Here is a 23,721-nt window from a genome sequence, read left to right on the forward strand (position 1 = left end):
AACCGTGCCCGAAGAGAGATTAGAAGCGGAAGGTTGCTGTCGCCACCACCTGGCGTTCTGCGCCCCAGAAGCAGCCATAGGTGTCGAAACAGCTTGAGACGTATTCACGATCAAGCAGGTTAGTGACATTCACAGCAAGGCTGGAACCCGCCAGGCCAAAGCGAGCCAGATCGTATTTCACCACGGCATCCATCACCGCCGCACTACCGACCTTGAATGTGTTATTCGGATCACCGTAGCTGGAACCGATTAAACGGCCACCTGTACCCACGGTCAGGCCAGAAAGCATGCCCGAGTTGAAGGTGTAGTCACCCCACAAGGAAGCCATATGTTTCGGGATTTGTACCGGCGTTTTGCCTTTCAGCGTAGTGTCCTGCGTGTACTCGGCATTGGTATAGGTGTAGGACGCCGTTACGTTGACGTTCGCGTTAACTGCGGCTTTTGCCTCCAGTTCAACGCCACGAGAGCGAATTTCACCTGCAGGAACTTGTGCGAACGGGTTAGTCGGATCCGTAGTCAGGTTGTTTGTTTTAGTGAGCTGATAAAGCGCGCCCGTAATAACAACCGGCATATCTTTCGGTACGTATTTCACGCCCGCTTCGTATTGCTTACCTTTCGACGGCGCATAAGCCACGTTATCAGCAGGGGTCGCAGCCCAGGCTTTTGACGGGTTAGGCTCAAAAGATTCGCTATAGCTGGCATAAGGCGTAATGCCATTATCGAAGAGGTAGTTAACCCCGGCACGCCAGGTAAACTGATTGTCATCGCGCTTCACTTTCTGGCCGCTACTGCGAATAAGCGTAGCCTGTTCGGACCAGTCATAACGCCCGCCCACTGTTGCCACCCACTTATTCCATTCCAGTTGGTCCTGAACATACAGCCCGGTTTGGTGTTGGGTATTTAACTGGAATGGCGTCGCGGTCGGGAAATCAACATCGGTATAAACCGGATTATTCATATCCAGCGTAGGCGCACTTCCGTAGGCGTTTTTGATGTCATTACGAAAACGGGAGTAATCAATGCCCGTCAGAACGATGTGGGAAACATCACCCGTCGCGAATTTACTTTCTAACTGGGTGTCGACGCCGAAATCGCTGTAGTCTTCGTCGGCCACAATGATTGAACGTGTAAGCTGATCGTTTGTAGCGCCAAAGCCATAAACGGTTTTCTGCGAGGTTTTAATCTGGCTGTAGCGCAGGTTCTGACGAACGGTGAACACATCATCAAACGCGTGTTCAAAACTGTAACCCACCAGGCGCTGATAACGGGAATATTCGTTGTTCGGCGCACTGTCAGTAAAGCCTGGCGAGACACGTTTTCCCGAAGCCAATGGCTCAACCGTGCCCTCTTTTGGCAACCAACCGTAATAACCAGTATTCGGTTCGTTCTGAATATTCGCCAGCAATGTCAGGTTGGTTTTATCATCCGGACGCCAGCTAAATGACGGTGCAATGGCGTAGCGTTTTTGTTTCGCAAAGTCCTGCTGCTCATCGTTAGAACGTGCAAGACCGGTCAAGCGGTAAGCATACTTGCCGTCATCATCCAGCGCATCGCTAAAATCGAAACCAGTCTGGTAGAGATTATCGGTGCCCATTTTGAACTGAATTTCATGCAGCGGCTCGGTGGTCGGACGCTTGCTGACCATCGCGATGATACCGCCCGGATTGCTCTTACCGTACAGAACGGAAGTCGGTCCGCGCATCAGTTCAACACGCTCCAGCATGTAGGGATCGATGGTCGCACCGCTGTAGTAATCCCCCTGCAGTTTTATACCATCCAGGTAGTTGTTCTGCGTAGGTCCAGGTGTGGAGAAACCACGAATGCTGACGAAGTCGTAAGTGTTCGATGCACCACGGTTGCTAACCACCACGCCAGGCGTATAACCCAGCGCTTCTTTCACCGAGGCAGGCTGACGGATTTGCATCTCTTCATTCGTTACCACCGAAACAGACTGCGGCGTCTTTTCAATCGGGGTATCCGTTTTGGTCGCCGTGGCGGAACGTTTTGCCGCGATAGTGGGTGCCGGACCCCATGCGCTTTCCTGTGGAGCGGCGCTGGTGGTAACGGTGATGGTTTCTTCTTTTTGGGTTGTTGCAGCCTGTGCGTAAACAGACATGCCGCTAACCGCTGTGGCTACTACAACTGCGATTTTACGCAGCGTAGTGTTGACTGGCTGAGCAGTGTTAGGACGCGCCATTAGTTTATCTCTGATTCAAATGAGTGAACGATAACGTAAACGAGAATTATTATTATGACCGCAGCATAATATGCGAAGCGCTGTGCGCATAGCAAGCAGTAAGCCGCCTGAAACGGCCTGAAGGATGAAGAAATAACCAGACGAAAAGCAGGTGGTTAACAGGGATTTAAAACAACGTTATTTGCATGTTTAGGGCGTAAAAAACCACCTGCTTAGCAGGTGGCATTGATTTCGTCTCAGAGGGGCGTACTAAAAGCCCTACAATTAGTCTCTGTCTGTTCTGAACGATTTAAATCCAAAGACAATAAGGCAAAGCCAAAACCTCTTGCTGACCACCTACATAGGAGGTGGTGTTCATGCAGGGATAAAAAAAACCCCGATGTTGCCATCGGGGGTTTCAGGTCTTGTCACGGCAGAAAATTAGTTACCGCCGAACATCTCTTTGATCCAGCCTGCAACGCCATCGCTTTTCTGCTCCTGCTGCGGCGGCTGTTGAGGCTGCTGCTGCGCGGGTTGCTGCGGCTGCTGGGACTGATCAAACGGGTTGCCGGTTTGCGGCTGCACCTGGTTTTGCTGGCACAGCGTTTCCGGGCTGGTCGTCCAGACCGGAAGCTGGCGCACACCGCCACCGCCGCAAACGAAATTCCCCATGTCATCAACACCCATATTGGTGATGTCTTCCGGCGGCGTCAGATCCAGCGGGATCGGCGACTGGTTTTCCAGATAACGCTGGTAAATCGCCATCGCGCCGCTGGCACCATACAGCTTCGTCGGCTGGTTATTATCGCGGCCAACCCAGGTAATCGTCACTTCGCGCCCGTCGATACCCGCAAACCAGGTATCGACGTTGTTATTGGTGGTACCGGTTTTACCCGCCAGATGCAGGCCCGGATACTTCGCGCCAAGCTGGCGACCGGTGCCGCGCTGGACAACCTGCTGCATCGTCCACAGCGTCATATACGCCGCCTGCGCCGGTACGGCACGCTCGGCCTGCGGGAAGCTCTGATACAGCACCGTGCCGTCTTCAGCAATCACCGAACGCAACGCGGAAAGCGGCGCGCGGTTACCGCCGCTGGCGATGGTCTGGAAAGCCTGCGCCACTTCAATTGGCGTCAGGTTCAGTGCACCAAGCAGCATAGACGGCATGCCGGTCAGCTGATCTTTCGGCGCGCCGAGTTTCTGCCAGGTGTCCGTCACCGCAGGCAACCCTACCGCCATTCCGAGGTTCACCGTCGGTACGTTCATCGAACGGGTCAGCGCATCGACCAGCATCACCTGGCCGCTAAAACGACGGTCATCGTTCTGCGGTGCCCACACCTGGCCGTTAGACAAGCGCAGCGAAATCGGCGCATCGGCAATCCAGGTATTCAGGCGATAGATATTCGGCTGGCTCAGCGCTGTCAGGTAGGTTGCAGGTTTCGCCAGCGAACCTATGGAGCGGCGCGCCTGCATCGCACGGTTATAACCCGCGAACTGCGGCGTCGCACCGCCGACCATCGCGCGCACTTCACCAGTGTAGCGGTCGACCACCACCATTGCCGTTTCAAGATCGGTCAGCTTGCGCTGTTTGATCAGCAGCGGAATACCTTCCACGGCGGCTTTTTCGGCGGCGTCCTGCGCCACGGAATCAAAAGTGGTGAAGATCTTCACGCCGGAGAGATCTTTCACCTTATCACCGAGCTTGGCTTGCAACTCCTGGCGCACCATCTGCATAAACGCCGGCTGCGGTGAAATCACCCCGCCGCGCGGCTGCACGCCGAGCGGACGCGCGCTCAGCATGTCATACAGCTCCTGGTCGATAACGTTTTGCTGTTGCAGCAAACGCAGCACCAGGTTACGACGCTCCAGCGCCAGTTTCGGGTTACGCCACGGGTTGTAGATTGACGCACCTTTAACCATCCCCACCAGCAATGCCTGCTGATCAAGGCTCAGCTCTTCCACCGGGCGGCCAAAATAGTAGAGGCTCGCCAGCGGGAAACCGCGGATCTCGTTGTCGCCGCTCTGACCGAGGTACACCTCGTTCATATACAGTTCAAGAATACGATCTTTGCTGTAGCGGGCATCCATAATCAGCGCCATATAGGCTTCGTTGGCTTTACGCCAGTAGGAGCGCTCGCTGCTGAGGAACAGGTTTTTCACCAGTTGCTGCGTCAGCGTACTCGCCCCCTGCACGGTGCGTCCAGCGGTCAGGTTCGCCAGCACCGCACGACCAATGGAGTAAAAGCTGATGCCATCGTGCTCATAAAAGTGGCGGTCTTCGGTCGCCAGCAGCGTATCCACCAGCAGATCCGGGAAACCATTGCGCGGTACAAACAGACGCTGCTCGCCATTCGGCGAAGAGAGCATGGTGATCAGACGCGGATCGAGACGGAAGAAACCGAACTGGCGGTTGCTGTCCATATTCTCGATGGTTTCCAGACGAGAGCCGTCAAACGTCAGACGCGCGCGCACTTGCCCTTCTTTACTGTCCGGGAAATCAAACGGACGGCGGATCATCTCAATGCTTTTCGCCTGCACGGTAAACTCGCCGGGACGCGTCATCTTCGTCACCTGGCGGTACTGCGTGGCTTCCAGCAGTTTCACCATCTCGTTTTTACTGATTGCCATATCCGGTTCGAGGTTGACCATACGGCCATACACCGCAGCAGGCAGTTGCCAGACTTTCCCGTCAATACGGGCACGGATTTTTTGATCCAGATAAACGCCATAAATGGCGCACAGCACGGCCAGAACGATGGCAATTTTTAACAGCAGCCAGAACCAGCCGCGTTTGCCGCGTGGCTTCTTGCCTTTGCCTCTTCCTTTTTTCGGCATCGGTTCCTCGTCTTCATCGTCATCTTCATACTCGTCGTACTCCTCTTCCCGAAGTCGACGACGGCTGATTTTCTCTTTCGCCGGACGCGCAGGTTTACCCTTGCGTCCAATTGGCTCGCGGTCATTCCCCGCCATGCTTTACTCTCCGCAACTTTCAGGCGCAAGGGCCTGATTCTCAACTCTTCCGCACCAGGGCAGAAGAAGAAATCTCTCAATTTATCGCACTGTTTGATGGCGAAAAGCCCATCCCTGTTACGAATACTTTTTGGTGCGCCGCGTCGGTGCCGTATTGGCCGGATCGTCCGGCCAGACATGCTTCGGGTAGCGCCCTTTCATCTCTTTTTGCACTTCGCGATACGCGCCCGCCCAAAACGCGCTTAAATCACGGGTGATTTGCAGCGGACGTTGCGCAGGAGACAGCAGTTCCAGCACCAGTGCCACGCGCCCTTGCGCGATAGTCGGCGTTGTCGCTTCGCCAAACATTTCTTGCATACGCACCGCCAGCGCTGGCGGGTTATCTTCGTGATAACGAATTGCTATCCGGCTTCCCGTCGGCACAGTGTAATGCGCAGGCAGCTCACTATCCAGACGTTGACGTAATGACCACGGCATCGCATTTTGTAACGCTTGGCTTAAATCGAGCGCTTTCAGCTCACGCAACGAACGGATACCACTCATTTGCGGCAATAACCACTGTTCAAGATTTTCCAGCAGCGAGGCCTCATCGACCGCTGGCCAGTCAACTTCCGGCAGCCACTTCGCCGCACAGTGTAAACGCAAGCGCAATTGCTCGGCATCCGGCGTCCAGTTCAGTACCCGCAAGCCCTTATCACGGATGCCGTTCAGCATCGCCTGATGCAACTCCTCTTCCGAGGGTTTCGCCAGCGGCTGTACTTTTAACGTCAATTGTCCTATCTGGCTGCGGCGAAACGCTTTTAACGTGCCCTGCGCCTCGTCCCACTCAACCGTGTCGGACTGCTGCAATAAATGTGGGCAGCGGGTGACAAGCGCGTCGATATCCAACGGCAGCGCCAACAAAATCCGCGCATCCGGCGATGCGCTACCCTGCAACAGCAAGGGCGCTATCAGCCACTCGTGACGGTTGAGCGCATCATCTGCATCCAGCGTGGCGCCCATGCCGTTCGCCAGTTGATAGCGACCTTCCTGGCCGCGCCGGCGGGCAATGCGATCGGCAAAAGCGCTTGCCAGTAACGGCGCAAGTACGGTGTTGTCCGGCTCGCCCTCGCTGCTTTTCAGACGGCGAACCAGTTGGCGCGCGCGCTGCTGCCAGTTTGGCTGGTTGCGTGAAAACGCCGCGCTTAAGTCACTGTTTGTACCGCGTGGTGGCTCTTCCAGAATCGCCGCCAGCTTCGCCGCCGTGGCAATTTCGTCGCGACCGTTTGCCGCTGCCAGCATCGCAGCCAGGCGCGGATCGTTACCGAGCGCCGCCATACGTTGTCCAAACGGCGTCAGCCGCCCGTCCTCAAGCGCCTGCAACTGGCTGAGCAGCTTGCGCGCCGCCGCGAGATTCACCGCCGGCGGCAGATCCAGCCATTTGAGCTGGGCAGGATCCTGGCATCCCCACTGTATTAATTCCATCAACAGTCCCGATAAATCACTACTCAATATTTCAGGGCTGCTCTGCGCCGCCGCGCGTTCCGCCTGCTCTTTACTCAGTAAGTGCACGCAAATACCAGGCTCAAGACGACCGGCACGCCCGGTGCGCTGCGTCATCGAAGCAACACTAATGCGCTGTGTCACCAGCCGGGTTAAGCCGCTGCGGGCATCAAACCGCGCGACGCGTTCCTGGGCGCTATCCACCACCAGGCGAATGCCTTCGATGGTCAAACTGGTTTCGGCGATATTGGTAGCGAGCACCACTTTTCGCAGCCCTTTGGGCGCGGGCAAAATGGCTTTACGCTGCTCACTAAGCGGCAGCGCACCATAAAGCGGGCAGAGGAGAATATCGCTGCCGACGCGGGAAGCCAGTTGCTCCTGTACACGCTGGATTTCACCAACACCGGGTAAAAACAGCAGCAGCGAACCGACTTCATTACGCAGTAATTCCGCTGTCGCCAGGGCAATCGCCTCGTCAAATCGGAGATGGCTCGGCAAGGGCTGATAGCGTTGCTCAACCGGATAGGCGCGTCCGGCGGAAATAATGGTGGGTGCATCCGGTAGCAGCGCTTGTAAACGGGCATTATCAAGCGTTGCTGACATCACCAGCAGTTTGAGGTCATCGCGCAACCCTTGCTGCACGTCCAGCAGCAATGCCAGGGCGAGATCCGCTTGCAGGCTGCGTTCGTGAAACTCATCAAGGATCACCAGCCCTACGCCGCTGAGTTCTGGATCTTGCTGAACCAGCCGCGTCAAAATCCCTTCTGTCACCACTTCGAGCCGGGTATTTTGCCCTACGCAGGTTTCCGCGCGCATCCGGTAACCCACGGTTTCGCCAGGCTTTTCATTGAGCAGTTCCGCCAGCCGCTGTGCCACATTGCGCGCCGCCAGCCGACGCGGTTCAAGCAGCAAAATACGGCCAGTAATGTCACCTTGTTGCAGCAGTTGCAACGGCAACCAGGTCGATTTCCCTGCGCCGGTGGGCGCACTTAACAGCACCTGTGGCGCGGTGCGCAGGGCAGAAAGAATGTCGGGCAGAACGGCGGCGACTGGCAGTGAGGACACAAAAGCTCCGGAGGGTTAACATAAGCTGGCCAGCAGTATAACATCGCCGTAAATCTTTGACCTCGAGCCTGCCATGTCTGAACCTAAAAGGCTGTTTTTCGCCCTTGAACTCCCTGCGGATATTCAGACGCAGGTGGTGCAATGGCGCGCACAGCAATTCCCGCCGGATGCGGGGCGGCCGATTGCCGCGGCGAATCTGCATCTGACGCTGGCGTTTCTCGGTGAAATCAGCGCGGAAAAACAGCGCGCACTGGAAGCGCTGGCCGGACGGATACGCCAGCCCGGTTTTACACTCACGCTGGATGATGCCGGGCAATGGCTGCGCTCGCGCGTAGTCTGGCTTGGTTCACGCCAGCCGCCGCGCGGGTTGCTGCAACTGGCGGATATGCTCCGCGCCCAGGCTTCTCGCAGCGGTTGCTATCAAAGCCCGCAGCCGTTTCACCCCCACATTACGCTGCTGCGCGACGCCAGCCACGCTGTCACCATTCCGCCACCGGGTTTTCGCTGGTCATTCCCGGTGACAGCGTTTGCCTTGTATGAATCACAATTTATCCAGGGTCGAACCCGCTACACGCCATTGCATCGCTGGACGCTTAAAAAATAAGGATTTCCCATGGATTTTTCCCCGCCGCTTAAATCCGCCACGCTGATTCAGCGTTACAAACGCTTCCTTGCGGATGTGGTCACACCTGAAGGGGAACCCCTCACGCTGCATTGCCCAAATACCGGTGCGATGACCGGTTGCGCGACGCCAGGCGACACGGTCTGGTATTCCACGTCGAATAATCCTAAGCGCAAATATGCCCATACGTGGGAATTATCCCAAACCCAACAGGGGGCATTTATTTGCGTCAATACTCAGCGGGCAAATATGCTGACAAAAGAAGCAATACTTGCTGACCAGGTCCCTGAACTCAGTGGATATAGCACGCTGAAAAGCGAAGTAAAATATGGTGCGGAAGGTAGCAGAATTGATTTTCTGTTACAGGCGGATGACCGGCGCAACTGCTATATTGAAGTGAAATCGGTCACGCTCGCCGAGCAGCAGTCAGGCTACTTCCCGGATGCCGTCACCCTGCGAGGACAGAAGCATTTACGGGAATTAATGAGCGTCGCGGCCAACGGCGATCGCGCGGTAATTCTGTTTGCTGTTCTGCACTCCGCCGTTGAACATTTTTCTCCGGCACGCCATATTGACGAGGAATACGCACGATTATTGAATGAGGCACAACACCGGGGGGTAGAAGTTATCGCTTATAAAGCGGAACTTTCTGCCGATAATATCACTCTTAAGTTGCCACTACCTTTTACGGTATAAAGGCAAGCTTTTGACGAGTAAGTGATTTGGTCGCGTGCGCAAATACGCTTTTCTTCACAGGGTTGTCAAGTGTTACGTTTAGATATTTGCCATCCGTAAAAGCATCTGCTATTTATAGCGGCCTGATTTTTCCCCCACACGGGGATCGATAGTGCGTGTTAAGGAGAAGCAACATGCAAGAAGGGCAAAACCGTAAAACATCGTCCCTGAGTATTCTCGCCATCGCTGGGGTGGAGCCGTATCAAGAGAAACCGGGCGAAGAGTATATGAACGAAGCCCAGCTGGCGCACTTCAAGCGTATTCTTGAAGCATGGCGTAATCAACTTAGGGATGAAGTCGATCGCACCGTCACGCACATGCAGGACGAAGCAGCTAACTTCCCCGATCCGGTCGATCGTGCCGCTCAGGAAGAAGAGTTCAGCCTCGAACTGCGTAACCGTGATCGCGAGCGCAAGTTGATTAAAAAGATCGAGAAGACGCTGAAAAAAGTGGAAGACGAAGATTTCGGCTTCTGCGAATCCTGTGGCGTTGAAATTGGTATCCGTCGTCTGGAAGCACGTCCGACTGCCGACCTGTGCATCGACTGCAAAACCCTGGCGGAAATCCGCGAAAAACAGATGGCGGGTTAATCTCCTGACGTCTTCAACGGCGCACCGCTAAGGCGTGGTGCGCCCTTACGGCGGGATCGATTCCCGCCTATATTTTGCCAGCGACATGCCTGAATCACACTATATTGGGCGCTTTGCGCCATCTCCTTCCGGTGAACTGCATTTTGGTTCGTTAATTGCTGCTCTCGGCAGCTATCTGCAAGCCCGCGCCAACCACGGCAGCTGGCTTGTTCGCATCGAAGATATCGATCCCCCCAGAGAAGTTCCCGGCGCGGCAAACACCATTCTTCGCCAGCTTGAGCATTATGGTCTGCACTGGGACGGCGATGTGCTGTGGCAATCCCGGCGCCATGACGCCTACCGTGAAGCGCTCGCCACCTTACAACGCAAAGGGCTGAGCTATTTTTGTACCTGCACGCGCGCACGCATCCAAAATATTGGCGGCACGTACGACGGGCATTGCCGGACATTACAAAATGACCCGCAAAACGCCGCCGTACGACTGGTACAGCAGCATCCTGTACTGCACTTCGACGATAAATTACGCGGGCGCATTACCGCCGACGAAAAACTGGCGCGGGAAGATTTTATTATTCACCGCCGTGACGGGCTGTTTGCCTACAACCTTGCGGTGGTGGTCGATGACCATTTTCAGGGCGTCACAGAAATTGTGCGCGGCGCAGATCTGATAGAACCCACGGTACGGCAAATCTCCCTTTATAACCAGTTTGGCTGGCCGGTGCCGACGTACGTTCATTTGCCGCTGGCGCTCAATGAGCAGGGGAACAAGCTTTCCAAGCAAAACCACGCCCCCGCGTTACCTGAAGGCGATCCGCGCCCGGTTATAATCAGGGCTTTACAATTTTTGAACCAGGATGTAACAAATGAGTGGCAGGATCTGCGCATCGACGCGCTGCTGCAAAAAGCGGTGGAAAACTGGACGCTTTGCCGAGTGCCAGATGCCGTGGATGCGAATACAGCATTCTCAAACGGCTCGCGCTGAGCTATGATTAGCCGCTATTTTTTTGTCCTGACGTTTGACACTACCGAGGTGTACTATTTTTACCCGAGTCGCTAATTTTTGCCGCAAGGTGCTAAGCCGCGAAGAGAGCATGGTCGTTGAGGCTATGGCCCAACCGCAGATGACGGTTATTCCGCGTGAGCAGCACGCTATTTCCCGCAAAGATATCAGTGAAAATGCGCTCAAGGTGCTCTATCGTCTGAATAAAGCGGGCTACGACGCTTACCTGGTAGGCGGCGGTGTGCGCGATTTATTGCTGGGCAAAAAACCAAAAGATTTTGACGTGACCACCAGCGCAACGCCGGACCAGGTGCGTAAACTGTTTCGCAACTGCCGCCTGGTTGGCCGCCGTTTCCGCCTTGCGCATGTGATGTTCGGGCCGGAAATCATCGAAGTCGCCACCTTCCGTGGTCATCACGACGAACAACAAACCGATCGCACCATCTCCCAGCGCGGGCAGAATGGCATGCTGCTGCGCGACAATATTTTCGGCTCCATTGAAGAAGATGCCCAGCGCCGCGATTTCACCATCAACAGCCTTTATTACAGCGTTGCTGATTTCACCGTGCGTGATTACGTCGGCGGTATGCGTGACCTGGAAGAGGGTGTGATTCGCCTGATTGGTAACCCGGAAACCCGCTATCGCGAAGATCCGGTGCGCATGCTGCGCGCGGTACGCTTTGCCGCCAAGCTCAACATGCGTATCAGCGAAGAGACCGCCGAGCCGATCCCGCGCCTGGCAACGCTGATCAACGATGTTCCTCCGGCGCGCCTGTTTGAGGAATCGCTGAAACTGCTGCAGGCCGGTTACGGTTACGAAACCTGCCGTTTACTGCGTGAATATGGCCTGTTCCAGCCGCTGTTCCCCAGCATCACCCGCTACTTCACCGAAAAAGGCGACAGCCCGATGGAGCGGATTATTGAGCAGGTGCTGAAGAATACCGACAACCGTATTCGCAACGACATGCGCGTCAACCCGGCATTTTTGTTTGCTGCCATGTTCTGGTATCCGCTGCTGGAAAACGCCCAGCGCATTACCCAGGAAGGTGGGCTTGCCTATTACGACGCTTTCGCGCTGGCGATGAACGACGTGCTGGATGAAGCGTGCCGTTCACTGGCGATCCCGAAACGCATCACCACGCTGATCCGTGATATCTGGCAGTTGCAATTGCGGATGTCCCGCCGCCAGGGCAAGCGCTCATGGAAGCTGATGGAACACCCGAAATTCCGCGCGGCTTATGATTTACTGGCGCTGCGCGCCGAAGCCGAAAATAACGGCGAGCTACAACGTCTGGCGAAATGGTGGGGTGAATTCCAGGTTTCCGCGCCGCCAGCCCAGAAAGATATGCTCAATGATTTAGGTGATGAACCGGCAGAACGCCGTCGCCACCGCCGCCCGCGCAAACGCGCGCCGCGCCGCGAAGGTAGCGCATGACCCTCGCGTATATCGCGCTCGGTAGCAACCTGGCGTCACCGCTCGACCAGGTTAACGCCGCGATTACCGCCCTCGGAGAGATCCCACAAAGCCGCATCGTGGCGGTCTCTTCGTTATACCGCACTCCCCCGCTTGGCCCGCCGGATCAACCGGATTATCTCAATGCCGCTGTGGCGCTGGAAACCGACCTTACGCCAGAAACGCTGCTCGATCACACGCAACGCATTGAACTTCAGCAAGGCCGCGTGCGTAAAGCAGAACGCTGGGGACCGCGCACGCTTGATCTCGATATCATGCTGTTTGGCGATCTCACCCTGAATACAGAACGCCTGACGGTGCCGCACTACGACATGAAAAACCGTGGCTTTATGTTGTGGCCGCTGTTTGAAATTGCGCCCGCTCTGCACTTCCCGGACGGCACATCGTTGCAGGAAATTCTTGCAAACCTGAACGCGCCGAAACCCGACGCCTGGTAATTTCCCGCTTTCTTCGCGCCCCGCGCTCACCGCTTGCCTAAAATCATTGCCCACCTGATGGTTGCTGCTAGAATGCGCCAGAATCGCTTTCGACTATCAGGAAACGCTATGAAACCCACCACCATCTCCTGGCTGCACAAGTGCAAGCAGGAAAAAAGACGCTTCGCCACTATCACCGCATACGACTACAGCTTCGCGAAACTGTTTGCCGAAGAAGGGATTAACGTGATGCTGGTTGGTGATTCGTTAGGGATGACGGTACAAGGTCACGACTCCACCCTACCGGTAACGGTTGCCGATATCGCTTATCACACCCAGGCTGTTCGCCGTGGCGCACCGGCCTGCCTGCTGCTCGCCGATCTGCCGTTTATGGCCTACGCCACGCCGGAGCAGGCATTTGAAAACGCCGCCGTAGTCATGCGCGCGGGCGCCAATATGGTGAAAATCGAAGGTGGCCGCTGGCTGGCACCGACGGTGAAAATGCTGACCGAGCGCGCCGTGCCGGTGTGCGGCCACCTGGGTCTGACGCCGCAGTCCGTTAATATTTTCGGTGGTTATAAAGTGCAGGGGCGCGGTGACGCGGCACAAGGGCTGCTTGACGATGCACTGGCGCTGGAAGCCGCAGGCGCGCAACTGCTGGTGCTGGAGTGTATTCCGGTCGAGCTGGCGCAGCGTATCACCGCGGCGTTAACCATTCCGGTAATTGGTATTGGCGCAGGCAATGTCACCGACGGCCAGATTCTGGTGATGCATGACGCGTTCGGCATTACCGGCGGACATATCCCGAAATTCGCCAAAAATTTCCTCAGTGAAGCAGGCGACATGCGCGCAGCGGTCAGGCAGTATGTTGCCGACGTCGAATCCGGAGCCTATCCGGGTGAAGAACATAGTTTCCATTAAGGAGCCTGGTTGTGTTGATTATTGAAACCCTCCCGCTGCTGCGCCAGCACATCCGCAGACTGCGTCAGGAAGGAAAGCGTATTGCGCTGGTGCCAACGATGGGCAACCTGCACGATGGCCATATGAAGCTGGTCGACGAAGCGAAAGCCCGCGCCGATGTGGTGGTAGTGAGTATTTTCGTTAACCCAATGCAGTTCGACCGCCCGGATGATTTAGTGCGCTACCCGCGCACCTTGCAGGAAGATTGCGAAAAGCTGAACAAGCGCAAAGTCGATCTGGTTTTCGCCCCCGCACCGGCGGACATCTACCCGCAGGGCACCGACAGCCAAACTTATGTTGATGTGCCGGGTATCTCCACCATGCTGGAAGGCGCAAGCCGTCCGGGCCATTTCCGCGGCGTGTCGACCATCGTCAGCAAACTGTTCAACCTGGTACAACCGGATATCGCCTGCTTTGGCGAGAAGGATTACCAGCAATTGCAGCTGATCCGCAAAATGGTGGCCGACATGGGCTATGACATTGAGATTGTCGGCGTGCCGACCGTGCGCGCAAAAGATGGTCTCGCGCTGAGCTCGCGTAACGGCTATCTCACCGCCGATCAGCGAAAAGTCGCCCCGGCGCTCAGCAAAGTAATGAATTCGATTGCCGATAAACTGCTGGCGGGGGAGCGCAATGAAGAAGAGCTGATTGCCATTGCTGAGCAGGAGATCAACGACGCGGGTCTGCGCGCCGATGACATTCAGATCCGCGATGCGGATACGCTGCTGGCGCTGTCTGAGGACAGTAAACGCGCGGTGATTTTGATGGCGGCATGGCTCGGCCAGGCGCGACTTATCGACAACAAAGTGGTTGAGTTAGCCCGCTAGACAGGGCGAAAAAATCGGGCAATACTCCACTCCTGGCTTGCCCTTACGCCCGCCAGGACGTGGCGCGAGCATACGAGGGATTCGCAGGGAGCCGCCCTCCATTTTCAGGTTAATTATCAGTAATGAAGGTTTAACTTATGATTCGCACGATGCTGCAAGGCAAGCTCCACCGCGTCAAAGTGACGCAGGCCGACCTGCACTACGAAGGTTCCTGCGCGATTGACCAGGATTTCCTTGAGGCGGCCGGTATTCTGGAATACGAAGCCATCGACATTTATAACGTGACCAACGGCAAACGCTTTTCTACCTACGCGATTGCCGGCGAGCGCGGCTCACGCATTATCTCGGTTAACGGCGCGGCAGCGCACTGCGCGGACGTTGGCGATATCCTGATTATCGCCAGCTACGTCACCGTGCCGGATGAAGTTGCCCGTAACTGGCAGCCGAAAGTGGCCTATTTTGATGGCGACAACGAGATGAAACGCACCGCGAAAGCCGTGCCGGTTCAGGTTGCCTGATGCCCTACCCCTGCGGCTGATTACTGATCAGCCGCGACATTGTCTCCAGCGAATCCGTTCTCAGCACGTACAATCGTTTCAGTAAAAACGGGTTATCTCCCGGTTTCACCTTGCCACGCACCGTGGTCACCGCCAGATGAAAACCTGCGTCATTCGCCGCTTTCACCGCTTTATCGTCATACGCGCCAAAAGGATAGGCCAGATAGAGCACATGCGGGTTGAACTGCGCCAGCGCGCGGCGTGAGCGTTTAAAATCGAACAAAATATTGTGGTAGTTACGGCTAAGCAAAATCGGGTGCATCGCCTCATCAACACGGTGCAGGAAATGGGTATGTGACTGCACATCGAACACATCCTGAATCTGATTCAGCTCCGACACGCTCATAAACTGCAGGAATTTCGGGTCCCACGGCTGCGGCTTGAGCTTGATGCGTGACGAAATAATAAATGCTGTCGCTTTAAAACCGTACTCGCGCAGGATTGGCCAGGCGTAACGGCTGACCGACTTCAGCCCATCATCAAAAGTGATCACCACCGAACGCGCAGGCAAATTCATACGGTTACGCACATAACCTTCCAACTGGTACATCGACAAGGTGGTGTAACCCTGATCGCGCAGCCAGGTCATCTGGTTGGTAAAAGCACGCACCGAGGTGGTGGTCGAGGTGTGGCGAAAGCGGGTATTTTCTTCATCGCGCAAGATGTGGTGATAAGTCAGCACCGGAATCCCGTTGTCTTCTTGTGCATCCAGGCTACTGATCCACGCCAGCCGGTTGCCGATACGGATCTGAAACCAGGTCTGGTTCAGGCGGTCTTTCAGCTTATCGATTATCGGGTAACGCAAGTTTTCCGCCAGCGTGCCAACCTGCTTACTGGTGATATCCGGCGACGTGTAGAGCGGCGTATCCTGCCAGGTGATCAGGTTTTGATTACTGAGCGGCTTGTTCAGATCGCCAAGCGTATCTTCTACCCGTTCATTACCTGACACTGTGCCAAGATGGCCTCTGTCGATAAACCCGCTGCCGAAGCCAAAGCGAAACGCGTAATAATCTTCCGCCCCTGGCACCACCGCCAGGATCTGCCCGGCGCGAATATTGCCGACGGTAACGACTCTGTCCCCTACCTGCGCCCAGATATCGGCATCTTCGGTGGTTTGCATATAACGCGCAGGAATGCGTTGTTCGCTGACAATACTGGCAGACGCGCTCCAGGTAACCAGCAACAATAAAAGGGTAATCAAACGAGACATGAGACGGACCGAATAGAAAAACTGCACCTATTGTAGCAACAGAACGGGAGAAACCAACGGCAATGAGCAGTCTAAAAAATAGCCTAATCCTGAGGATTGGCTCTCTTCCACAGAAGAGAGCCGTTGCGGTCTGGATTAGCTGCGCAGCCCGCGTCCGCGGTTGATCAGATACCAGCACAGCAGGTAAAAGACGATGATAAACACCACCAGCACCCCTACAGTGGTAAACAGCGGCACATCGGAAATGCCGAGGAAACCAAAACGGAAGCCGCTAATCATGTACACAATCGGGTTGAGGTGTGACAACGCCTGCCAGAACGGCGGCAGCAGCGTCAGGGAGTAAAACACCCCGCCCAGATACGTCAGCGGCGTCAGCACAAAGGTCGGGATCAGGCTGATGTCATCAAAGGTTTTGGCAAATACCGCATTCAACAGCCCGGCCAGTGAAAACAGCACCGCCGTCAGCAGCAGCGTCAGACCAACAAACAACCACGAATGCACCTGAAACGGCACGAAAAACAGCGAAACCGCCGTTACCAGGATGCCCACACACAGCCCGCGTGCCACGCCGCCGCCAACATACCCGGCGATAATGACATGCGTTGGCACCGGCGCCACCAGCAGTTCCTCAATATTGCGCTGAAACTTGGCGCTAAAGAATGACGATGCCACGTTGGCATACGCGTTGGTGATCACCGCCATCATGATTAAGCCCGGCACGATAAATTGCATGTAGGTAAAACCGTGCATTTCACCGATACGCGAACCGATCAGGTTGCCGAAAATAATAAAGTAGAGCGTCATGGTGATTACCGGCGGCACCAGGGTTTGCACCCAGATGCGCATAAAACGCTGGATCTCTTTGTACCAGATACTCTTCAGTGCCACCCAGAATAGCTGCATCATGCGCTTTCTCCTTTTCTGTCATGAACCAGCGTGACAAACAGCTCTTCGAGACGGTTGGCTTTGTTACGCATACTTAATACCTGCACACCCTGGGCGCTAAGCTGGCTGAACACGCTATTCACGCCCTGCTCGCGTAGCACTTCCACCTCAAGCGTGGACGTATCCACCAGCCGGTATTGATACCCTTCCAGCTTCGGCAGCGGGCTTTTCGGCGCTAAATCGAGAATAAAAGTCTCCGATTTCAGTTTCGACAGCAGCGCTTTCATCGAGGTGTTTTCAATCAGATCGCCACGCTGAATGATACCGATGTTGCGACATAGCATCTCGGCTTCTTCGAGGTAGTGCGTCGTCAGAATGATAGTGGTGCCTTTGTCATTGAGATCTTTCAAAAAGCCCCACATTGAGCGGCGCAGTTCGATATCAACCCCCGCAGTTGGCTCGTCGAGGATCAGCAGTTTTGGCTCATGCATCAGCGCGCGGGCAATCATCAAACGGCGCTTCATCCCGCCAGAGAGCATCCGCGCACGTTCATTGCGTTTTTCCCACAGATCGAGCTGTGTGAGGTATTTTTCGCTGCGAATCAACGCCTCTTTACGATCGACCCCATAGTAACCCGCCTGGTTAACCACAATCTGCTGCACGGTTTCAAACGGGTTAAAGTTGAACTCCTGCGGCACCAGACCTAACTGGCGTTTGGCGTTCACCACATCTTTTTCCAGGTCGTAACCAAACACGCTGACACGCCCGGATGACTTATTTACCAGCGAACTGACAATGCCAATGGTGGTGGATTTGCCGGCGCCGTTTGGTCCGAGAAGCGCGTAGAAATCGCCCGCTTCTACTTGTAAATCAATGCCGCGCAGCGCCTGAACGCCGCCCGGATAGGTTTTTTTAAGCTGCTCAAGCTCCAGTGCAATGGTCATGAATTCTCACTTACCTGTTTTCTTACACTCGATGTGTGGTTTAAAAAGAGAAAGAGTTGACCTATATTAGCGCAACGCACTTATTTGGTTACAGGTCGTTAACTTCCATGAAAGACATAGATACACTCATCAGCAACAACGCACTATGGTCAAAAATGCTGGTAGAGGAAGATCCTGGATTCTTCGAAACACTGGCGCAAGCACAGAAGCCGCGCTTTCTCTGGATTGGATGCTCCGACTCACGCGTACCCGCCGAACGCCTCACCGGCCTCGAACCGGGTGAACTGTTTGTCCACCGTAACGTTGCCAACCTGGTCATTCACACCGACCTGAACTGCCTCTCCGTGGTGCAGTACGCGGTGGATGTGCTGGAAGTTGAGCACATCATCATTTGCGGTCACTACGGCTGCGGCGGTGTGCAGGCGGCGGTTGAAAACCCGGAACTGGGCTTGATCAACAACTGGCTGCTACATATTCGCGATATCTGGTTTAAACATAGCTCGCTGTTAGGCGACATGCCGCCGGAACGTCGTCTAGATACCCTATGTGAACTGAACGTGATGGAGCAGGTGTATAACCTGGGCCACTCGACAATCATGCAGTCCGCGTGGAAACGTGGTCAGAACGTGACAATCCACGGCTGGGCCTACGGTATTCATGATGGCTTGCTGCGCGATCTGGACGTGACCGCCACTAACCGCGAAACGCTGGAACAGCGCTATCGCCAGGGCGTTTCCAATCTGAGCCAGAAGCACATCAACCACAAATAACAAGCGGGGCCATTATCGGCCCCGTTTTTTTATTCGTCCAGCATCACCACTTTGCCGACATACGGCAGATGACGGTAGCGCTGAGCGTAGTCAATTCCGTAACCCACCACGAACTCGTCCGGGATAGCAAAACCGACGAATTCGACCGGCACATCCACTTCACGACGCGACGGTTTATCCAGCAGGGTACAAATCGCCAGCGATTTTGGCTCGCGCAGACGCAGGATCTCGCGCACTTTCGACAGCGTATTACCCGAATCGATAATGTCTTCGACAATCAGCACATCTTTACCACGAATATCTTCGTCGAGATCTTTGAGAATTTTCACATCACGCGTAGTGGACATGCCGCTGCCATAGCTGGAGGCGGTCATAAAGTCGACTTCATGCGACACCTGCACTTCACGGCACAGGTCAGCCATAAACATAAACGAGCCGCGCAGCAGCCCAACCAGCACCATTTCGCTGCCGCTATCTTTATAACGCTCAGTGATTTGACGACCCAGCTCAGCGATACGCGCTTTGATCTCCGCTTCCGGGATCATCACTTCAACAGTGTGTTTCATTTTACTAACCATATGATTTAAAGAGTAAATCACTCAATACCGGCTCTTAAACCAGTGATTGAAACGCAAGGTGCGCAGTATACCAGCAAAAAGATTGTTGCGGGTTATTCCGCGACAAAGCTCATTTTGTGATGACGGTCACACTTGTTAACTCCTATAATTACTTGCTATCAAAATATTAACAAATCAACGGATGTGTTTTATGGCGGAAACAAAAACTCAACAGTCGCGGCTGCTTATCATGCTGACGACACTCTTTGCAGCCTTCTGCGGGCTGTATCTTTTAATGGGTGGGGTCTGGCTCGTCAGCATTGGCGGTTCCTGGTACTACCCCATCGCCGGTCTGGTCATGCTCGGCGTGACATGGCTATTGTGGAAAGGGAAGCGCACCGCGCTATGGCTGTATGCCGCCCTGCTGCTGGCAACCATGATTTGGGGCGTGTGGGAAGTTGGTTTCGACTTCTGGGCGCTGACGCCGCGTAGCGACATTCTCGTCTTCTTCGGTATCTGGCTGATCCTGCCTTTCGTCTGGCGTCGTCTGATTGTGCCGTCCAGCGGCGCAGTGGCGGCACTGGTCGTGGCGCTGCTGATTAGCGGCGGCATTCTCACCTGGGCGGGTTTCAACGATCCGCAAGAAGTTCACGGCACCCTGAGCGCCGATGCCACACCGGCAGCGCCGATTTCACAGGTGGCCGATGGTGACTGGCCAGCCTATGGTCGTAACCAGGAAGGCCAGCGTTACTCGCCGCTGAAACAGATCAATGCCGATAACGTGAAAAACCTGAAGGAAGCCTGGGTGTTCCGCACCGGCGACCTGAAAATGCCAAACGATCCCGGTGAAATCACCAACGAAGTGACGCCAATCAAAGTGGGCGACACGCTGTTCCTGTGTACCGCGCACCAGCGTTTGTTTGCGGTTGATGCGGCAACCGGTAAAGAGAAGTGGCATTTCGATCCGCAACTCAACACCAATCCGTCGTTCCAGCATGTGACCTGCCGCGGTGTTTCGTATCATGAAGCCCGTGCCGATAACGCCAGCCCGGATGTGGTTGCGGATTGTCCGCGCCGTATCATCCTGCCGGTAAACGATGGTCGTCTGTTTGCGCTGAATGCGGATAATGGCAAGCTGTGCGAAACCTTTGCCAACAAAGGCATTCTGAATCTGCAAACCAATATGCCGGACACCACGCCGGGTCTGTATGAGCCGACGTCTCCGCCAATCATCACCGATAAAACCATCGTGATTGCCGGTTCGGTAACGGATAACTTCTCGACCCGTGAAACCTCTGGTGTTATCCGTGGTTTCGATGTGAACACTGGTAAGCTGTTGTGGGCCTTCGATCCGGGCGCGAAAGATCCGAACGCGATCCCATCCGATGAACACACCTTCACTTTTAACTCGCCGAACTCATGGGCACCTGCGGCCTATGACGCGAAACTGGATTTAGTCTATCTGCCGATGGGCGTGACCACTCCGGATATCTGGGGCGGCAACCGCACACCTGAGCAGGAGCGCTATGCCAGCTCGATCGTCGCGCTGAATGCCACTACCGGTAAGCTCGCCTGGAGTTACCAGACCGTACACCACGATCTGTGGGATATGGATATGCCGTCCCAGCCGACGCTGGCGGACATTACCGTGAACGGTAAAACCGTGCCGGTGATCTACGCGCCGGCGAAAACCGGCAACATTTTCGTCCTCGATCGTACCAACGGTAAGCTGGTGGTTCCGGCACCGGAAAAACCGGTTCCGCAAGGCGCGGCAAAAGGCGATTACGTAGCCAAAACGCAGCCCTTCTCCGACCTGAGTTTCCGTCCGAAGAAAGACCTGAGCGGCGCGGATATGTGGGGCGCGACCATGTTCGACCAACTGGTGTGCCGCGTGATGTTCCATCAGATGCGCTATGAAGGTATCTTTACGCCGCCATCTGAGCAGGGCACGCTGGTATTCCCGGGGAACCTGGGGATGTTCGAATGGGGCGGTATCTCCGTTGATCCAAACCGTCAGGTGGCGATTGCCAACCCAATGGCGCTGCCGTTTGTATCAAAACTGATCCCGCGTGGACCAGGCAACCCGATGGAGCCGCCGAAAGATGCGAAAGGCACCGGTTCGGAATCCGGTATTCAGCCGCAGTATGGCGTGCCGTTTGGCGTGACGCTGAACCCGTTCCTCTCGCCGTTCGGTTTGCCGTGTAAACAACCGGCCTGGGGCTACATTTCCGCCCTGGATCTAAAAACCAACCAGGTGGTGTGGAAAAAACGTATTGGTACGCCGCAAGACAGCATGCCGTTCCCGATGCCAGTCCCAGTGCCGTTCAATATGGGGATGCCGATGCTTGGTGGCCCAATCTCCACCGCCGGTAATGTGCTGTTTATCGCCGCGACCGCAGATAACTACCTGCGCGCTTATAACATGAGCAACGGTGAGAAACTGTGGCAGGGCCGTTTGCCGGCCGGTGGCCAGGCAACGCCGATGACTTATGAAGTGAATGGCAAGCAGTACGTGGTCATTTCCGCAGGCGGTCACGGTTCGTTCGGTACCAAAATGGGCGATTACATTGTCGCTTATGCACTACCGGATGACGCCAAATAATCCGCTTTCTCCCTGAGCGGGAGCGGTAAATATTACTGGCTATAAAAAATCCCCTCTGCCATCTGGCACGAGGGGATTTCTTTTTTCGGCCACAAACCATTGCATAAAGCGGAGCGTTAAGCGCTACACCGTAAACCCTAGCATCATTCCGGTATCTTCATGTTCCAGCAGGTGGCAGTGCGCCATATACGCAAATTCTTTCGGCGCGTCATGCTGGAAACGCACTAACACTTCGCTGCGCGCGCCATACACTTCAACCGTATCTTTCCAGCCTGCGCGATGCGCCGCTGGCGGTTTGCCATTTTCCGACAAAATGCGGAACTGGGTGCCGTGAATATGAAACGGGTGCAACATCATGTCGCCCTCGCCGGAAATTACCCAGCGCTCATACTGCCCTTTTTGCGCGGCAAATTGCGGCGTCGCCATATCAAAGGCTTTGCCGTTGATGCGGTTGGCGTTATGAAAATCAAAACCGTTGCCGCCGTGGTTCATCTGACCGCTACCCATCTGGCTATGGTCCATCTGACCATTATCCATTTGCATATTGCCCATCTGGCTATGGTTCATCTGGCCATGACCCATTTGCATATTACCCATCTGCCCGTGGCCCATCATCCCGGCCATCGCGCTATCGCCATACTTCTGCTGTAGCGCCTGCATGCCCATCATATCGAGCATCGGATCCATCGACAGTTGCAAGGTGCGCTGCGTTAATCCTTCAAGCGCGGGTAAGCCCGGCAGTGTTGCCAGCGTATCCGGTAACGTGCCAGAAGCGGTCACCTGTAATGGCTGGATGCGCAGCACCGGTTGCGGCTGGTCAAACGGCGCAACGGTCATTCCCATCTGCTGAACTGGTAAGGTCAGCAGATCAAACGGCTTACCGTTGCTGGTATCAACCAATACTTCAAAGCGCTCGCCCATCAGCATCGGTAGCTCGCTCACTTTCACCGGCTCACTGAGCAAACCGCCGTCGCTGGCTACCACATACAACGGCCGTTGATCGCTGGTGGCAAACTTCAGCGAGCGCGCATTGCAGCCATTCAATAAACGCAAGCGCAGCCAGCCGCGCGGGGCGGAATGCTGCGGATAAAGGGCGCCGTTGGTGAGCAGCGTATCGCCAAACCAGCCAACGGCCGCGCTCATCACATCCAGTTGGTAGTCAATCTGCCCGTTGTCAGTGAATTTTTTGTCCTGCACGATGACCGGCACGTCATCAATGCCCCACTGCTGCGGCAGGCGCAATTTACGGCTGTTCTCATCCTCAATCAGCACCAGCCCCGCCAGCCCCATCGCAACTTGTCGACCAGTCTTGCCGTGTTGATGCGGGTGGAACCAGCATGTCGCCGCCTGCTGTGTGGGAGTAAACGTCACCGTTCGGCTAGCGCCGGGTTTAATGATGCCTTGCGGCCCACCATCGACCTCGCCCGGCACCTCAACACCGTGCCAGTGCACGGTGGTCTCTTCAGCCAGTGTATTGCGGATCTCAACGGTCACCTCACGCCCCTGACGGAGCTGAAGCGCCGGGCCTAACAGCGCACCGTTGTATCCCCAGGTCGCGGCGCGTTTATTGCCAAACAGGGTTTCGCCCGCCTGCACCGTTAACACGATGCGGTTTTGCGCGTCGGCGGCGAGTAACGGTGGTACAGGCAATGCGGGGCGCTCAGCGGCGAACAGCGAACGGCTCCATAACGGCAGCGCGCTCATCACCCCCAGCGCAGCGGAATATTTCAAGAAATCTCGGCGTTGCATGGGCATTTCCTTATCGATTGCAGGTCATCTTTTGAGCTTAAACCCTCCCCCTGCCGGAAGGTCAAGAAAAGAGGCAATAATAAATATCGTCGCCATATCCGGACTGTGCTAACGTTTAAATTCCGTTACG

Annotated in this window: 19 protein-coding genes; 11 read left to right on the forward strand and 8 right to left on the reverse strand. The window is 55.4% G+C overall.

What is annotated here, in order from left to right; all coding sequences use genetic code 11:
* Positions 1-19: 19 nt before the first annotated feature.
* From fhuA to hrpB, 3 genes are all read right to left on the reverse strand, one after another.
* Positions 20-2,197: a ferrichrome porin FhuA gene (gene fhuA / locus C813_RS41835; RefSeq protein WP_017457977.1), complete on the reverse strand. Its 2,178-nt coding sequence runs from the start codon at positions 2,195-2,197 to the stop codon at positions 20-22.
* A gap of 420 nt (positions 2,198-2,617) precedes the next feature.
* Positions 2,618-5,146 carry a bifunctional glycosyl transferase/transpeptidase gene (mrcB, locus tag C813_RS41840; protein WP_017457976.1) on the reverse strand — a complete coding sequence of 843 codons (2,529 nt, stop codon included), beginning with the start codon at positions 5,144-5,146 and terminating at the stop codon, positions 2,618-2,620.
* A gap of 117 nt (positions 5,147-5,263) precedes the next feature.
* A complete protein-coding gene (gene hrpB / locus C813_RS41845; RefSeq protein ID WP_017457975.1) occupies positions 5,264-7,693 on the reverse strand; it encodes an ATP-dependent helicase HrpB in 2,430 nt (809 codons plus the stop codon).
* Between the two features lie 73 nt (positions 7,694-7,766).
* Between hrpB and thpR the strand changes: the two genes are divergently transcribed.
* The 9 genes from thpR to panD all read left to right on the forward strand — a co-directional run bounded on the left by thpR (position 7,767) and on the right by panD (position 14,835).
* A complete protein-coding gene (gene thpR, locus C813_RS41850) occupies positions 7,767-8,297 on the forward strand; it encodes an RNA 2',3'-cyclic phosphodiesterase (protein WP_017457974.1) in 531 nt (176 codons plus the stop codon).
* A 9-nt stretch (positions 8,298-8,306) separates the two neighbouring features.
* Positions 8,307-9,011, forward strand: a complete 705-nt coding sequence (gene sfsA, locus C813_RS41855; protein ID WP_017457973.1) for a DNA/RNA nuclease SfsA — start codon at positions 8,307-8,309, stop codon at positions 9,009-9,011.
* A gap of 173 nt (positions 9,012-9,184) precedes the next feature.
* The gene (gene dksA, locus C813_RS41860) at positions 9,185-9,640 is read left to right on the forward strand and encodes an RNA polymerase-binding protein DksA (protein WP_007373199.1); all 456 of its coding nucleotides are present in this window, start codon (positions 9,185-9,187) and stop codon (positions 9,638-9,640) included.
* A gap of 85 nt (positions 9,641-9,725) precedes the next feature.
* Positions 9,726-10,622, forward strand: a complete 897-nt coding sequence (gene gluQRS, locus C813_RS41865; protein WP_025263726.1) for a tRNA glutamyl-Q(34) synthetase GluQRS — start codon at positions 9,726-9,728, stop codon at positions 10,620-10,622.
* Between the two features lie 55 nt (positions 10,623-10,677).
* Positions 10,678-12,075 carry a polynucleotide adenylyltransferase PcnB gene (gene pcnB / locus C813_RS41870; RefSeq protein WP_211772901.1) on the forward strand — a complete coding sequence of 466 codons (1,398 nt, stop codon included), beginning with the start codon at positions 10,678-10,680 and terminating at the stop codon, positions 12,073-12,075.
* Entirely contained in the window at positions 12,072-12,551 is a 480-nt protein-coding gene (gene folK / locus C813_RS41875) for a 2-amino-4-hydroxy-6-hydroxymethyldihydropteridine diphosphokinase (protein WP_017457971.1), read from the forward strand. The genes pcnB and folK overlap by 4 nt, the downstream gene beginning before the upstream one ends.
* 108 nt (positions 12,552-12,659) lie before the next feature.
* Positions 12,660-13,451 (forward strand): 3-methyl-2-oxobutanoate hydroxymethyltransferase, encoded by a 792-nt coding sequence (panB, locus tag C813_RS41880; protein WP_017457970.1) that lies wholly within the window; start codon positions 12,660-12,662, stop codon positions 13,449-13,451.
* 11 nt (positions 13,452-13,462) lie between these two features.
* Positions 13,463-14,317, forward strand: a complete 855-nt coding sequence (panC, locus tag C813_RS41885) for a pantoate--beta-alanine ligase (protein WP_017457969.1) — start codon at positions 13,463-13,465, stop codon at positions 14,315-14,317.
* A gap of 137 nt (positions 14,318-14,454) precedes the next feature.
* On the forward strand, positions 14,455-14,835 hold the full coding sequence (gene panD / locus C813_RS41890; protein ID WP_017457968.1) for an aspartate 1-decarboxylase: 381 nt from the start codon (positions 14,455-14,457) through the stop codon (positions 14,833-14,835).
* Positions 14,836-14,839: 4 nt separating this feature from the next.
* Here the strand turns inward: panD and C813_RS41895 are convergent, their stop codons facing one another.
* The 3 genes from C813_RS41895 to C813_RS41905 form a co-directional block, all read right to left on the reverse strand.
* Positions 14,840-16,084: a polysaccharide deacetylase family protein gene (locus C813_RS41895; protein WP_025263728.1), complete on the reverse strand. Its 1,245-nt coding sequence runs from the start codon at positions 16,082-16,084 to the stop codon at positions 14,840-14,842.
* Between the two features lie 135 nt (positions 16,085-16,219).
* The gene (locus tag C813_RS41900) at positions 16,220-16,990 is read right to left on the reverse strand and encodes an ABC transporter permease (RefSeq protein ID WP_017457966.1); all 771 of its coding nucleotides are present in this window, start codon (positions 16,988-16,990) and stop codon (positions 16,220-16,222) included.
* Positions 16,987-17,913 (reverse strand): ABC transporter ATP-binding protein, encoded by a 927-nt coding sequence (locus C813_RS41905; RefSeq protein ID WP_017457965.1) that lies wholly within the window; start codon positions 17,911-17,913, stop codon positions 16,987-16,989. The genes C813_RS41900 and C813_RS41905 overlap by 4 nt, the downstream gene beginning before the upstream one ends.
* A 107-nt stretch (positions 17,914-18,020) precedes the next feature.
* On the opposite strand from C813_RS41905, the gene can reads away from it, so the two are divergent.
* Entirely contained in the window at positions 18,021-18,683 is a 663-nt protein-coding gene (can, locus tag C813_RS41910) for a carbonate dehydratase (RefSeq protein WP_017457964.1), read from the forward strand.
* Between the two features lie 29 nt (positions 18,684-18,712).
* On the opposite strand, the gene hpt is transcribed toward can, so the two are convergent.
* A complete protein-coding gene (gene hpt, locus C813_RS41915; protein WP_017457963.1) occupies positions 18,713-19,249 on the reverse strand; it encodes a hypoxanthine phosphoribosyltransferase in 537 nt (178 codons plus the stop codon).
* A 202-nt stretch (positions 19,250-19,451) separates the two neighbouring features.
* Between hpt and C813_RS41920 the strand changes: the two genes are divergently transcribed.
* Positions 19,452-21,842, forward strand: coding sequence for a glucose/quinate/shikimate family membrane-bound PQQ-dependent dehydrogenase (locus C813_RS41920; RefSeq protein WP_017457962.1), 2,391 nt, complete (start codon positions 19,452-19,454; stop codon positions 21,840-21,842).
* 123 nt (positions 21,843-21,965) lie between these two features.
* Here C813_RS41920 and cueO read toward each other — a convergent pair whose 3' ends face one another.
* Positions 21,966-23,591 carry a multicopper oxidase CueO gene (gene cueO, locus C813_RS41925; protein ID WP_017457961.1) on the reverse strand — a complete coding sequence of 542 codons (1,626 nt, stop codon included), beginning with the start codon at positions 23,589-23,591 and terminating at the stop codon, positions 21,966-21,968.
* Positions 23,592-23,721 lie beyond the last annotated feature (130 nt).

Origin of the sequence: Kosakonia sacchari SP1, from assembly GCF_000300455.3 — a bacterium.
Taxonomy (GTDB): domain Bacteria; phylum Pseudomonadota; class Gammaproteobacteria; order Enterobacterales; family Enterobacteriaceae; genus Kosakonia; species Kosakonia sacchari.

Coding starts and splice junctions, on each gene's coding strand:
- fhuA (WP_017457977.1), bottom strand. CDS start 2,197: ATGGCGCGTCCTAACACTGCTCAGCCAGTCAACACTACGCTGCGTAAA.
- mrcB (WP_017457976.1), bottom strand. CDS start 5,146: ATGGCGGGGAATGACCGCGAGCCAATTGGACGCAAGGGTAAACCTGCG.
- thpR (WP_017457974.1), top strand. CDS start 7,767: ATGTCTGAACCTAAAAGGCTGTTTTTCGCCCTTGAACTCCCTGCGGAT.
- sfsA (WP_017457973.1), top strand. CDS start 8,307: ATGGATTTTTCCCCGCCGCTTAAATCCGCCACGCTGATTCAGCGTTAC.
- dksA (WP_007373199.1), top strand. CDS start 9,185: ATGCAAGAAGGGCAAAACCGTAAAACATCGTCCCTGAGTATTCTCGCC.
- gluQRS (WP_025263726.1), top strand. CDS start 9,726: ATGCCTGAATCACACTATATTGGGCGCTTTGCGCCATCTCCTTCCGGT.
- folK (WP_017457971.1), top strand. CDS start 12,072: ATGACCCTCGCGTATATCGCGCTCGGTAGCAACCTGGCGTCACCGCTC.
- panB (WP_017457970.1), top strand. CDS start 12,660: ATGAAACCCACCACCATCTCCTGGCTGCACAAGTGCAAGCAGGAAAAA.
- panD (WP_017457968.1), top strand. CDS start 14,455: ATGATTCGCACGATGCTGCAAGGCAAGCTCCACCGCGTCAAAGTGACG.
- C813_RS41895 (WP_025263728.1), bottom strand. CDS start 16,084: ATGTCTCGTTTGATTACCCTTTTATTGTTGCTGGTTACCTGGAGCGCG.
- C813_RS41900 (WP_017457966.1), bottom strand. CDS start 16,990: ATGATGCAGCTATTCTGGGTGGCACTGAAGAGTATCTGGTACAAAGAG.
- C813_RS41905 (WP_017457965.1), bottom strand. CDS start 17,913: ATGACCATTGCACTGGAGCTTGAGCAGCTTAAAAAAACCTATCCGGGC.
- can (WP_017457964.1), top strand. CDS start 18,021: ATGAAAGACATAGATACACTCATCAGCAACAACGCACTATGGTCAAAA.
- hpt (WP_017457963.1), bottom strand. CDS start 19,249: ATGAAACACACTGTTGAAGTGATGATCCCGGAAGCGGAGATCAAAGCG.
- C813_RS41920 (WP_017457962.1), top strand. CDS start 19,452: ATGGCGGAAACAAAAACTCAACAGTCGCGGCTGCTTATCATGCTGACG.
- cueO (WP_017457961.1), bottom strand. CDS start 23,591: ATGCAACGCCGAGATTTCTTGAAATATTCCGCTGCGCTGGGGGTGATG.